13 protein-coding genes and 1 riboswitch are annotated in these 12970 nt (G+C 66.6%); of the genes, 3 read left to right on the top strand and 10 right to left on the bottom strand.

Annotated elements, in window-relative coordinates; translation table 11 throughout:
• Positions 1-32 precede the first annotated feature (32 nt).
• Both EXU32_RS04175 and EXU32_RS04170 read right to left on the bottom strand, forming a co-directional pair.
• Complete coding sequence (locus tag EXU32_RS04175) at positions 33-1337, bottom strand: ISL3 family transposase (RefSeq protein ID WP_130628169.1); 1305 nt, start codon at positions 1335-1337, stop codon at positions 33-35.
• A 124-nt stretch (positions 1338-1461) separates the two neighbouring features.
• Positions 1462-1797 (bottom strand): cupin domain-containing protein, encoded by a 336-nt coding sequence (locus EXU32_RS04170; RefSeq protein ID WP_130628766.1) that lies wholly within the window; start codon positions 1795-1797, stop codon positions 1462-1464.
• Positions 1798-1851: 54 nt separating this feature from the next.
• Between EXU32_RS04170 and EXU32_RS04165 the strand changes: the two genes are divergently transcribed.
• A complete protein-coding gene (locus tag EXU32_RS04165; RefSeq protein ID WP_130628765.1) occupies positions 1852-2187 on the top strand; it encodes an ArsR/SmtB family transcription factor in 336 nt (111 codons plus the stop codon).
• On the top strand, positions 2184-2690 hold the full coding sequence (locus EXU32_RS04160; protein WP_130628764.1) for an SRPBCC domain-containing protein: 507 nt from the start codon (positions 2184-2186) through the stop codon (positions 2688-2690). Before EXU32_RS04165 ends, EXU32_RS04160 begins: the two co-directional genes overlap by 4 nt.
• Positions 2691-2748: 58 nt before the next feature.
• On the opposite strand, the gene EXU32_RS04155 is transcribed toward EXU32_RS04160, so the two are convergent.
• The 8 genes from EXU32_RS04155 to ileS form a co-directional block, all read right to left on the bottom strand.
• Positions 2749-3894 (bottom strand): ABC transporter permease, encoded by a 1146-nt coding sequence (locus EXU32_RS04155; RefSeq protein ID WP_130628763.1) that lies wholly within the window; start codon positions 3892-3894, stop codon positions 2749-2751.
• Complete coding sequence (locus tag EXU32_RS04150; RefSeq protein WP_130628762.1) at positions 3895-4614, bottom strand: ABC transporter ATP-binding protein; 720 nt, start codon at positions 4612-4614, stop codon at positions 3895-3897.
• Positions 4611-5369: a hypothetical protein gene (locus tag EXU32_RS04145; RefSeq protein ID WP_130628761.1), complete on the bottom strand. Its 759-nt coding sequence runs from the start codon at positions 5367-5369 to the stop codon at positions 4611-4613. The genes EXU32_RS04150 and EXU32_RS04145 overlap by 4 nt, the downstream gene beginning before the upstream one ends.
• Positions 5370-5503: 134 nt before the next feature.
• On the bottom strand, positions 5504-5971 hold the full coding sequence (locus EXU32_RS04140) for a hypothetical protein (protein ID WP_130628760.1): 468 nt from the start codon (positions 5969-5971) through the stop codon (positions 5504-5506).
• 126 nt (positions 5972-6097) lie between these two features.
• Positions 6098-6331, bottom strand: a complete 234-nt coding sequence (locus EXU32_RS04135; protein ID WP_130628759.1) for a hypothetical protein — start codon at positions 6329-6331, stop codon at positions 6098-6100.
• A gap of 281 nt (positions 6332-6612) precedes the next feature.
• A complete protein-coding gene (locus tag EXU32_RS04130; RefSeq protein WP_130628758.1) occupies positions 6613-7320 on the bottom strand; it encodes an LrgB family protein in 708 nt (235 codons plus the stop codon).
• Positions 7317-7676 (bottom strand): CidA/LrgA family protein, encoded by a 360-nt coding sequence (locus tag EXU32_RS04125; protein WP_130628757.1) that lies wholly within the window; start codon positions 7674-7676, stop codon positions 7317-7319. Before EXU32_RS04125 ends, EXU32_RS04130 begins: the two co-directional genes overlap by 4 nt.
• On the bottom strand, positions 7677-11021 hold the full coding sequence (ileS, locus tag EXU32_RS04120; protein WP_130631041.1) for an isoleucine--tRNA ligase: 3345 nt from the start codon (positions 11019-11021) through the stop codon (positions 7677-7679).
• Between the two features lie 288 nt (positions 11022-11309).
• Positions 11310-11377: riboswitch (cobalamin riboswitch) on the top strand.
• A gap of 262 nt (positions 11378-11639) precedes the next feature.
• On the opposite strand from ileS, the gene EXU32_RS04115 reads away from it, so the two are divergent.
• Positions 11640-12823, top strand: a protein-coding gene (locus tag EXU32_RS04115; RefSeq protein WP_130628756.1) for an IS3 family transposase whose coding sequence is annotated in 2 segments (ribosomal slippage) — positions 11640-11901 and positions 11901-12823 — 1185 coding nt in all. Because the reading frame shifts where the segments join, the coding sequence is not laid out codon by codon here.
• Positions 12824-12970 lie beyond the last annotated feature (147 nt).

Here is a 12970-nt window from a genome sequence, read left to right as displayed (position 1 = left end):
CCGCTACACCCCGCACGACCTTAAGGGGCTCTTCACAACTGAGGGTGTAGTTGGGGTCTGAAGCCGCCGGATTCTAGGAGGGATCTGGCGATGTAGTGGGTCAGGTTGCGAAAGCCCAGGGCCAGGCCGCGTAGGTGTTCCAGGCGTCCGTTGATGGCTTCGGTGGGTCCGTTGGATGAGCCGGGGTGGTCGAAGTAGGCCAGGACGTCCTCAGCGCGGTGGTGCAGGGTCTTGCCGAGCTTGCGTAGTTCGATCTGTTCGGGGGGCTGGGAGTTGAGGTGATCGATCAGATCGGCCATCCTCTGGCGTCCTCGAGCAGGCTTCTCGTCGCGGTAGGCGTTGATCATCTCTTGGTAGGCGCGCCAGGCCTGCGCGAGCTGGGCGTGGGCGGGATCGGCCAGCACGGGCGTGATGCGTTCGCTCTGGCGCTGGGTGCGCAACTGGTCGCCGACGAACAGTGCCCTGCGCACGCGGTACAACGGGTCGCCCTTGCGGCTGCGGCGCCCACACGTCTCTCGTTGCACCCGCTGTCGGCACCGGTTCATCGCCTCACCGGCCTGGGCGACGACGTGGAAGGGGTCCATGACCGTGACCGCGGTGGGGACCATTTTCGTGGCGGCAGCCTTGAATCCTGTGAACCCGTCCATCGCGACGACCTCGATGCCCTCACGCCAGGCTTGGGGCCGTTGGGCCAGCCACGCAGCGAAGACCTCCCCGGAACGCCCTTCGACCATGTCCAGCAACCGGGCCGTGCCGCCGTCCTGACGAGTAGGGGTCAGGTCGATGATCACGGTGACGTACTTGTCCCCGCGGTGGGTGTGGCGCCACACATGCTCATCGACACCCAGGACCTTCACCCCCTCGAAGCGGGCCGGGTCATCGATCAGCACCCGTCGCCCTTCGGCCAGGACCGCGTCGTTGGCGGTGTTCCACGCCACGCCCAAGCCCTCGGCGACCCGGGACATCGACAGGTGCTGGCACACGATCGCGCTCAACGCCCACGCCAGCCCCCCACGAGAGAGCTTGGCTCGAGGCTCAGCCGCCCGGGAGGTGTCCTGACGCCACACATGACCACAGTCGGTGCACGTGTAGCGGCGCACCCGCACCCGAAGGGTCGTGGGGCGCTGACCGAAGGGGGCATGCGCCAAGGAGCGCACCACGCTGCCGCGTGGCCGGCCCTGACAGCCACAGCGGTGGCACCAGTCATCCGGCTCGACCACCCGGCAGGCCAGCACCGCCTGCCCGGCCTCGAGGCACTGGCCAGTGACCTCCAGTCCGAGCTGGTCCAAGCGGGCGAACGTGGTCAGATCCGGGGCAGTGAAGGTAGCGTCAGACATGTCGAGGTCTTCCTGATGGGTTGTGTGAGAACTTCCATCATGTGAAGGCCTCGACGCCTACCCCGCCACCGCCACGCCGCCCGGGGCCACAAACCCAGTTACACCCTCATCTGTGAAGAGCCCCTTAAGGACGTGCGGCCGGGTCGAGCATGACGAGCTGGAAGATCGCGTCGGTGACGCCGCGCACCTCGTGCGGGACATTGCCGTCGAGGTTGGCGACGACGCCCGGCGTGAGCCTCACCGACTGATCCCCCGTGACGAACTCGATCTCACCCTGCAGGCACTGCACGAGGATCGGGAATGCGGCCGTGTGCTCGGCGAGCACCTGCCCGGCAGCGAAGCGCATCATCACCACGCGCGCGCCGTGACCGATGAGCGCCTTCTTGACCCCGGGTCGGTCCCCCTTGCCCTCGGGAGCCAGCTCGAGCAGTTCGTCCGCGGAGTACAAGGTGGTGTCCATGCTCCGCAGACTATCCGTTGACAGGTGACCAAAAGGTCACCTATTGTCGATGACGTGACCGACGACGACCTCGTGTTCAAGGCCCTGGCGGACCCGATCCGCCGGATGCTGCTGGACGCGCTCTTCGAGCAGGACGGACGGACGCAGTCCGAGCTCGAGGCGATCGTGCGGGAGCACACGGAGATGACGAGGTTCGGAGTGGCCAAGCACCTGCGGCTGCTCGAGGAAGCCAACCTCGTCGTCACCCGCAAGGAGGGACGGAGCAAGCTGCACCACCTCAACGCCGTCCCCATCAGGGCGATCCACGACCGGTGGATCGGCAAGTACACGGCGGCGCGGGTCTCCGCGCTGCTCGACCTCAAGCGAGTCCTGGAGGACGACGAGTCATGAGCGAGACCCAGATCCACCGCATCTTCATCAACGCCACCCCGGAGCGCGTCTGGGCGGCCATCACCACGCCCGAGTTCAGCCGGCTCTACGGGTACACCGGCGATGTCTCCTACGACCTCTCCCCCGGCGGCCACTTCGAGCACCGGGCCAGCGAGGAGATGAAGTCGATGAACATGCCCGATGTCGTCGTCACCGGCGAGGTGCTCGAGTGCGATCCCCCGCGCCGGCTCGTGCAGACCTGGGCGCCGGTGTGGATCGAGGACGAGGAGCCGGGCACCGTCACCTGGGACATCGAGGCCACCGCGGACGGCGCCACCCGACTCACCCTCACGCACGACCTCACCGGCCGCCCGACGACCGCCGAGCAGGTCGCCGGCAACCCCGACCCGATGGGCGCCGGTGGCGGTGGCTGGCCGTGGGTGCTCTCCGGCATCAAGTCGGTGCTGGAGACCGGCAAGCCGATGGAGGACGGGGTGTGGGAGCGGCAGGCCGACGCCGTCTGAGCCTGACGTAGGCAACGAGGGCGCTAGTCGCGAGAGCGCAACCCCAAGTCTTCCTTGGCTACCTGCGCTCCAGCACATCCAGCGGGTCAAGTCTCATTGCCTGAATCGCCGGGTAAAAGCCAGCGAGGAGCAAAACTACGCAGAAGCCGAGGAAGAGCTGCGGCAGCGCTGACAGGCGTAGGACGTGAAGCTCGACCTGGAAGGCCTCCCGGCCGAAGGAAGCTATCCCAGGTCCCGCGATCGCCAGGACGGTGATCGCGACAAGAAGCCCAGCTATGAGGACGAGCAGGATGTCTGCGATGACCAGCCAGGCGATGCTCCATCGACGGGCGCCGACCGCTCTGGCCAGGCCGAAGAACCAGGTCCTGTCACGAAGGACGATGAGTTCAGCGACGAGGAGACCGATCCCGCTGATGAGCAGCACGCCCCAACCGATGAGTCCATAGACGAGTCTGATGCCTGCGGAGGCCGATCGCACTGAGCCGCCTGAGTCCGCTCGCGTCACGACGACTGCATCGGTCGCCGGTACGGATGCCTGCTGGGCGTGCTGCCTTAGAGCGTCAATGGAACTGGTGCGCAACTGATCAGTGACGTCGTCGCTCTCACCCGTGGTCACAGCGATGAGATAGGTCGGCGGCCGGTCGGACGCGAGCCGAAGGACCTGCTCATAGACGGGGTCGACGACGATGGAGGCGTCGTACGTGTCTTTCTCATGGGCCGTGGCCTCCCGCAACGCATCTCGCGGCACAGCCAGCCCCGCGAGACACAGGTCGCCGTCTGCCGGCAATTTGCCCGGGGCGAATGGCTCAGGCGCTCCTGTGTCATCCCGCAGCACGATGGCGGTGACGTCGCCGAGCAGGTTGAAGGGCGGGCATTCGGGGTGGATCGAGGGGAAGCGTTCGGCCACGACGACGGGCTGGTCACTGACCTGATCGATGGGTGGCCGCAGGACGGCGAGCGTCTCGGACAGCGTGAGTCCCAGGTCACTCGACGCTTCCACCCGATAAGTCCCTGCGACCCCGAGGTCGGACTCGATGGCGGAGTCGAGGCTGTCAGTTGAGGCGCGCGAGAGCTCCGAGACGCCGAGGAAGACCAAGGTGCTCATGGCGACCAGGATGGTCAGCAGCGCAAACTTCACCGGAGACCTGCGGTTCATGGACAGAGCCAGTTGCAAGCCACGGCGGAACTCGGTGAAGGAAGACACCTAGACTCCCTCCCCGCGAGCACCGGGTTTGACTGCGTCGTGGTAGTTCAGCGTGCCGCGAGTGATCGAGATGCACCGTTCGGCCCGCTTGGCCACTTGCGTGTCGTGGGTGACGACCACGACCGCGCTGCCAACGGTGCCCGGCAACGCGTACAGGGCATCGCTCACTTGTAAAGCGGTGTCCTCGTCGAGGTTGCCGGTGGGTTCGTCCGCGATCAGCAGTGGAGGTGCAGTGAAGAGTGCGCGAGCGATGGCGACTCGTTGTCGCTGCCCTCCGGACATCTCCCCAGGAAGGCGACGAGCCAGGTCTGCGATGCCGAGCACCTCGAGCACCTCGAGCGCGCGCGCTCGTGCCACTCGTCGAGATCCGCCAGAACCGAAGTACCACGGCAGCATGACGTTATCCGCTGCGGAGAAAGTAGGGTCGAGGTGGAAGCTCTGGAAGACCGTGCCGACGAGGGTTGATCTCAGTCGGGAGAGGTCCGAGTCGCTGAGATGACCGATCTCCCGACCGAGAGCCCGGACGCTGCCGCTAGCCGGGCTGCGCAGCAGCGACAACACAGAGATCAGCGTCGACTTGCCGGAACCGGATCGACCCACGATCGCGGTGGAGCTCGCCGGCAGCACATCCATGCTCGCCTTGTCTAAGGCGGTGACTGTCTCTCTTCCCGTGGCGTATCGGACGCTGACCTCGTGCAGCGAAATGACCGGCTCGGTCACGATGGCTCGGGAAGAACGATGACATCGCCCGGCTCAAGGCCCTCGATCACAGTGCGTCGCACGCCGTCTGTGGCCCCGACGGTGATCTTCTGTTCGGTTGGCCTTCCGCCACGACGCAGCTGGACAACATAGTTCTGGCCGCCCTTGTCGAGGGAGATATACAGCACCGGGATGGTGATGACCTTCTCGAGTCGCTCGGAAGTGAGCGTGACGACTGCTGGCAGCCCGGGAGCCGTCTCGAAGTCTGCAGGGAGACGACAGTGGAGTGTGGCGCTCGAACCTGTCCCGTCCTCACCGGCGGACGGCTGGGGAGAGTCCTCGATCCACACAGATTGGCAAGTTCCTTCTTCCTGACCGAGAACAGTCTCGGTCGTGACGGAACCGGTGAACTCCATGCCTCGGTAGCGCAACTCCTGGAGGGGCTTCAGTGGGATGGCCACGTCTATGCCGGATGTGCTGACCTTGGCTGACCGACCGGTGAAGTGCACGCGCCCTGACGCGGGAGACCGCAAGGTGCGCAGACGGCTGCTCGTCATCGCCCGCCGCGACGCCTCGACCGTGCCCGCTGGCTCACTCGCGTCTGCGTCGGAGGGCTTCAACGTGCCCAACGCGTCCCCCAACGAGGTCGACGCGCCCGAGCGCGGAGCATCGGTCAGATGTGCTCCACGCGGAATGTCCACACCCACCGCGGCACTGTCAATGGTGAGGCCGCTTAGGCGGTAGGAGACAACGAATGTCGACTTCTGCACGGTCATGGTGGTCTCACCTATTGATGCAGAGGCCGCCGCTGAGGTTGGAGCAGTGCGGGCAGCGTCGCCTTCGCCACCGCTACAGCCAGCGACACCGACCATCACGCTCACGACAAGAGTGAGCACCCCTGCACACCTCGTCATCTGCCCGCCTTGACCGCATCAGCGATCGTTTGACCGCTCAGATCTCCCGGAGTGGCCGGGATCCACCCGCCGCACCCGTTCGCACTCGACAGCCGCTCACGGACCAACGAGATGTCGCCACTGTCCAGATCGTCACGGAAGAGTTTGATGTCGGCCTCCATGTCCCCCGCCGTAGGGGCCGGATTCGTCGGATTCGGTTGTCTCGGCAACCCCGGGCTTTCACCGCTCTTGAGCCACGTCTTGTAGGACGCATACGCATCCCGGCATAGGACGAAATTACGAACAATGCCTTGGTACCGAGCCGATGCGACCGCGGGGTCGTCACCAGCAACCCTGTCCTCCGCGACGGGCGAAGCCAACACTTCTTTGGTCACTTCGGAGTCCAGTCCCGCAAACGTCGGGTCGCTCGCCGAAAGTTCCGAGTCGGCCTTGGCAGAACACCCCGCTAGCAAGGCGACGGTCACGAATGGAGCAACTATGCGCGACGCAGACAGCCAAGTCATGAAAAAGTCCTGTCGTTGAGAGCGGACGATGCCGAACAGCGCTTGAGTGCGCCCTGTCCGGCATCGTCCGCCACTATCCTGATCGGCTCAAGGAGTAACGGTGAGAGCCAGGTTGGTGTTGCCGTTGCCCGGGAGCGCGCCGTTGCAGTTCTTGTTGAAGGCGATCGTGGTCTTGAACGTGTAGGTGCCGGACGCAACGCTGGTCCAGCTCACCGTCCCGCCGTCCGTCGTTGCCTTCCGAGAGACGGCATTGCCGTTCGACGAGACGGCCCAATAGAGCTGGTTCGTGTTTTCGGTCGAGCTCCGTTGCTTGACGGACATAGTTCCCCCGCCCGTCAGGGTGACGATGTTCTTGAAGTAGTTGGTACTGCAACTGGACGTGACAGTTCCATCCCATGCGCTGGCTGAGTCCGCCGCGAACCCTGTAACAGCGGCAGCCGTTACCAGGATAGCGACAACCCGACGTGTAGTCCGTGCCATGCCCTTTTGTTCCCTCTGATGGGCGACATCGTTGGCGCCCTGGCTGCAGTTTGCCCACCTTCCGCACGAAGTGGGTAAATCTTCACCGTTTCGTGATGTATGCCTGTGCGGCAGGAGTCCATCTAAAGCAGCAGGGCGACGACCACCGGGACGATCAGGCTCGTCGCCAGGGCCGTCAAACCCATCGACAGCCCGGCGAAGGCGCCCTCGACGGGGTCATCGTGCAGCGAGCGCGAGGTGCCGATCCCGTGCGAGACGGCACCCATCGCCAGGCCGCGGGCCATCGGGTCGTGCACCCGCATCAGCGTCAGCAGGGCCGGGCCGACCACCGCGCCCGAGATCCCGGCGATGACCGAGAAGACGGCGACGAGGCTGGTCATGCCCCCGACCTGGTCGGCGACCGCGATCGCGACGGGAGCGGTCGCCGACTTCGGCGCGAGGGTGCGGGCGAGCACGTCGTCCCCACCCAGCAGGTGGACCGTGGCCACCGCCGAGATGATCGAGGCCGCGGCCCCGATCGGGATGGCCACGAGCAGCGGCAGGAGCATCACCCGCAGCCGATGGGCCTGCCGGTACAGCGGGACCGCGAGCGCGACGGTCGCCGGCCCGAGCAGGAAGTGGATCATCGCGCCACCCTCGAAGTAGGTGTCGTAGTCGACGCCCAGCACGGAGACCACCGAGATGACGATGATGATCCCGACGAGGACCGGCTGCGCCAGCGGGTGGCCGCCCGTGCGGTCACGCAGCCACACCCCGGCCCGGTAGCCGGCGACGGTGACGAAGACCCAGAAGAGCGGCGAGCTGCGCAGGTAGTCCAGGGCCGCGGTCATCGTGCCGGGTCCTGACGGCGCAGCACCCAGGTCGTCAGGCCGGCGACGACGGCCAAGCCGATGCACCACGAGAGCACCAGGCCGCCGCCGATCGGCAGCCAGTCGGCACGCAGCTCACCGAAGCTGACCATGACGCCCACCCCGGCCGGGATGAAGAGCAGCTGCAGGTGACGCAGCAGCCCGTCGGCCGCGCCGAGCGTGCCCGAGTCGACCTCGGGCTTGCGCACGAGCAGCACGCCGAAGAGCAGCACCATGCCGATGACCGAGCCGGGGATCGGCAGACCGAGGGCGTGCGAGATGACCTCGCCGACGAGCTGGCAGCCCAGGAGCCAGAGCAGTCCGTTGACGAACCCCACTCAGATCCTCGTGACCTTGATCCGGACCTGCTCGCTCCCGGAGAGCTCGGTCTCGACGACGCCGTCCGTCAGGGGCAAGGCCTCGAGGTTGGGTGCGGAGCCGAACTGCCCGGCGAGGGTCTCGTCGACGATCAGGCCCTGGTGGGCGACCGTCGCCTCCCACACCCGCTGCGACCCGGTGATCGTCAGGCTGATCCGGTCGGAGACCTCGAGACCGGCCTGCTTGCGGGCCTCCTGGACGGCGCGCACGACGTCGCGGGCCAGGCCCTCCGCGGCGAGCTCGTCGGTGACCTCGGTGTCGAGGACGATGAAGCCACCCACGGAGCCGGGGAGCATCGCGGTGGCGCGCTGGCTCCCTTCGTCATCGGCCGCGACGGTCTCGAGCGTGTACTCGCCCTCGACCAGGTCGATGCCGCCGGCGGTCACGGTGCCGTCGTCGGCGACCGACCAGTCGCCCGACTTGGAGCCCTTGATCGCGACCTGCACCTGCTTGCCCAGACGCGGGCCGGCGGCGCGGGCGTTGACCGCGAGCTTCTGGCTCACGCCGAACTCCTGCGCGGCCGGGTCGTCGATGTCGAGCAGGCTCACCTGGCGCACGTTGACCTCGTCGGCGACGATCGCGCCGAAGTCCGCGAGTCGCTGGGCGTCGGGCACGACGACCGTGAGGTCGCTCAGCGGCAGGCGGTTGCGCAGCTTGTTGGCCTTGCGCAGGCCGCTCGCGGAGCTGCACACGGCGCGGGCGGTGTCCATCGCCACGACGAGGTCGTGGTCGGCGGGCAGGTCCTGCGCCAGCGGCCAGTCGGTCAGGTGGACCGAGCGACCGCCCGTGAGGCCGCGCCAGATCTCCTCGGTCGTCAGCGGGAGAAGGGGGGCGGCGACGCGGCAGAGCACCTCGAGCGCCGTGTAGAGGGTGTCGCAGGCGGCCTCCGCGTCGGCCCGGTCGGCCCCGGTCGCCCAGAACCGCTCGCGGCTGCGCCGGATGTACCAGTTGGTCAGCACGTCGGTGAAGCTGCGGGTCGCGTCGCAGGCACCCGCGATGTCATAGGCGTCCATGCGGGCGGTGGCGTCCTCGACGAACTCGCGCAGCTTGGCCAGCAGGTACCGGTCGAGCGGATCGGCCGATGCGGTCGACCACTTCGCCTCGTAGCCGGATCCGTCAGCACCGCCGAGCGCGTTGGCGTAGAGGGAGAAGAAGGACCACGAGCTCCACAGCGGGAGCAGGACCTGGCGCACCCCCTCGCGGATGCCCTGCTCGGTGACGACGAGGTTGCCGCCGCGCAGGATCGGGCTGGACATGAGGAACCAGCGCATCGCGTCGGCGCCGTCGCGGTCGAAGACCTCGGAGACGTCCGGGTAGTTGCGCAGCGACTTGGACATCTTCTGCCCGTCGTTGCCCAGGACGATGCCGTGGCTGATGACGGACTTGAAGGCCGGCCGGTCGAAGAGCGCGGTCGCCAGGATGTGCAGCGTGTAGAACCAGCCGCGCGTCTGCCCGATGTACTCGACGATGAAGTCGCCCGGGAAGTGGTGCTCGAACCAGTCGGCGTTCTCGAAGGGGTAGTGCACCTGCGCGTAGCTCATCGACCCGGAGTCGAACCACACGTCCAGCACGTCCTCGACCCGACGCATCGTGCTCTTGCCGGTCGGGTCGTCGGGGTTGGGCCGGGTCAGGTCGTCGACGAAGGGGCGGTGCAGATCGGGCTGGCCGTCGGCACCCAGCGGCAGCCGGCCGAAGTCGCGCTCGATCTCCTCGAAGGAGCCGTAGACGTCCAGGCGCGGGTAGGCCGGGTCGTCGGACTTCCACACCGGCACGGGGCTGCCCCAGAAGCGGTTGCGGGTGATCGACCAGTCGCGCGCATTCTCCAGCCACTTGCCGAACTGCCCGTGCTTGACGTGGTCGGGCGTCCAGGTGATCTGCTCGTTGTTGGCGAGCATCTTGTCCTTGATCGCCGTGACCTCGACGAACCAGGACTCGACGCCCTTGTAGATCAGCGGCTGACGGCAGCGCCAGCAGTGGGGGTAGGAGTGCTCGTAGGTCTCGCGGCGCAGCAGGATCGTGCCGGCGTTGACCGAATCCACCCCCGATCCCTGAGGAGGCGCGCCAGCGCCGTCTCGAAGGGCGAGGGTCGCCGCCTTGAGCGCGTCGATGATCGGGCCGTTGGCGTCGAAGACGAGCAGGCCGGCGTAGTCGGTCACCGGCGCGGTGAAGGTGCCGTCCTTGGCCACCGGCATGACGGCCTCGATGCCCTCGCGGTCGGTGACCTCCTTGTCGACCTCACCGAAGGCTCCGGCGGTGTGGACCATGCCCGTACCGTCGGTCGTCGTGACCGCGTCGTCGGCGGCGACGACGCGGAAGGCGCCCTCGTGGCCGGCGTAGTAGGACATCGGCGGTGTGTAGGTCCGGCCGAGGAGCTGGGCGCCGGTGTAGCGGCCGAAGACGACCGGCTCGTCGCCGAGCTCTCGCGCGTAGTGACCCAGGCGGGCCTGCGCGAGGACGTACTTCGCGGTGCTGCCCTCGACACCGGGCACGGGCGCCTCGACGACGACGTAGTCGATCTCGGAGCCGACCATGACGGCCAGGTGGCTCGGGAGGGTCCACGGGGTCGTCGTCCAGACGAGCAGGTGGGCACCGTCGAGGACCGGGTCCTCGCCGGTCGTGTCCATCCGCAGGCCGACGGTGACCGCCGGGTCCTGCCGCTGCTGGTAGACGTCGTCGTCCATGCGCAGCTCGTGGTTGGACAGCGGCGTCTCGTCCTGCCAGCAGTAGGGCAGCACGCGGAAGCCCTCGTAGACCAGGCCCTTGTCGTACATGGACTTGAAGGCCCAGATGACCGACTCCATGAAGCCGGGGTTGAGCGTCTTGTAGTCGTTGTCGAAGTCGACCCAGCGCGCCTGGCGGGTGACGTAGTCGCGCCAGTCCCCGGTGTACTTCAGCACCGACTCGCGGCAGACCTCGTTGAACTTCTCGATGCCCAGCTCGCGGATCTCGTCGGTCGTCTTCAGCCCGAGCTGGCGCATCGCCTCGAGCTCGGCGGGCAGCCCGTGGGTGTCCCAGCCGAAGCGCCGCTCGACCCGCTTGCCGCGCATCGTCTGGTAGCGCGGCACGACGTCCTTGACGTAGCCGGTGAGCAGGTGGCCGTAGTGCGGCAGCCCGTTGGCGAAGGGGGGCCCGTCGTAGAAGACGAACTCGTTGGCCCCGTCGATGCCGGTCTCGCGAGCATCGATCGAGGCCTGGAAGGTCCCGTCGGCCTCCCAGTAGCTCAGGACCTGCTTCTCGAGGTCGGGGAAGCTGGGGGACGGGACGACGGTGGTCGCGTCAGTGGTGGAGACCTTGGGGTAGGTCATCGCTGCGGCTCCGGGGGTACTCGGCGTGGTCATTGCCACGAGGACGATGGCTGGGCCACCGCGGTACCACCCCGCTTGTCCACCCCCTTCGCACGAAGGGAGGAGACCGCTCTTGGTCGATCGGTCGTCACGTGACCAGTCGTCCGGGTCTAGTGAGGACCGACCCTGGGGCCGGTCCCGTTCTTCCGGAGGCTCGCCGCTGATGACGGCTCGAACGCCTGTGGGCCCCAGTGTAGCCCCGCGGTAGCATGGGGCCAGCACTGCCGAGAGGCAGTCGCGACCCTGTTGGGGGAAGCCGGTGCGACTCCGGCGCTGACCCGCAACCGTGAGCCGTTCGTCGGCGAGCCGGAGCACCCATGGATCGCGAGGCTCCGCCACACCCGTCGAGGACCACGGGTCGAGCCCCAGACGCACACCGCGCCCGGGTCACGACCACCAGGTCCCCGCCCCGAAAGGTCGCCCAGATGCGCTCGCTCCCCTCGCTCGCCCTCACCGCCACGATCGGCGCCGCCGGCCTCGCCCTGGCCCCCGCGGCCTCGGCCGCCTGGCCTGCTGCGGTGATGTCGGACAGTGGGCCCTCTTAAGATGAGGGTTCTACCGGAAAGTGAGATCGCGGATATGACTGCTTCACGCAGACGGTTTAGCCAAGAATTCAAGGACGAGTTGTGCCAAGAAGTCATCGCGACTTCCAAGTCGATCAAGGAGGTAGCGACCTCCTATGGCGTCGGTCCCGAGACGCTGCGGAATTGGCTGAACAAGTATCGCGATGCGCACAGTGGCGCAGAGACTGAGTTGACAGTTTCCGAACGGGCACGCCTCAAAGAGCTGGAACGCGAGAACTCCGAGCTCAAGGCGGAGACTGCATTCCTGAAAAAAGCAACGGCTTACTTCGCGAGGGAGCAGCGACAGTGAGCAAGTACGAGTACATCGACTCCTGCAAGAATGACCCCGACCAGACCAATCCCGTCTACAAGATGTGCGAATGGTTGGCGGTCTCGACATCAGGCTTCTACCACTGGTTGAGCCGTCCGACCTCGGCCACCGCGTCCCGCCGCGCGGCGCTGACCGCCCGCGTACAGCACTTCTTCACCGCATCAGATGAGACCTACGGGTACCGCCGCATCCACGCTGACCTGGCTGACGAGCACACCGAGTGCTCGCCGGAGCTGGTGCGCCAGATCATGCGCGACGAAGGCCTCGTGGCCTGCCAACCCCGCCCGTTCCGAGTTACTACCGAAGCCGACGCCCACGCCGCAGCGGGCATGCCTGACCTGCTCGAGCGAGACTTCACCGCCGAGCGTCCCGGGATGAAGTTCGTCGGTGACATCACCTACATCCACACGTGGGCCGGCTTCGTCTACCTGGCGACGGTCATCGACTGCTACTCCAAGAAGGTGGTGGGCTGGTCGATCGCTGACCACATGCGCACCGAACTCGTCGAAGACGCGTTGAAGAATGCGTACGCAACGACATTCATCGAGCCGCAGGCGATCTTTCATTCCGACCGCGGCAGCGTCTACACCTCGGCCGATTACCGCAAGCTCGTGACGTCTTTGGGCATGCGCTCGTCGATGGGTAGAACCGGTATTTGTTGGGATAACGCAATGGCCGAATCGTTCTTCGCGGCGTTGAAGAACGAACGTGTCTACCGGACCGTCTATGCCACCAAGAAGCAGGCGCGACGGGATGTGATCTCCTACATCGAGGGTTTTTACAACGCCCGCAGGCGGCATTCAGCGCTGGATTACCGGTGCCCGAATGACGTGCACTACAGTTACACCCAGTCGGTCACGGCAGCATAGGAATCAATCAATTCCACTGTCCGAAATCGACGCGGCAGACCAGCCACCCCCGGCGACTCCGTCGCCTACCTCGCCACCCAGATCGAGGAAGGCGGCAACCGCCTCGTCGTCGATGCCGGTGGGCAGACCTATGACGACCTCGGGCTG

Source organism: Janibacter limosus (genome assembly GCF_004295485.1).
In the GTDB taxonomy this organism is placed as follows: Bacteria; Actinomycetota; Actinomycetes; order Actinomycetales; family Dermatophilaceae; genus Janibacter; species Janibacter limosus_A.
The sequence above is the reverse complement of the archived record's forward strand: the minus strand, read 5'-3'. Positions and strand labels throughout refer to the sequence as shown.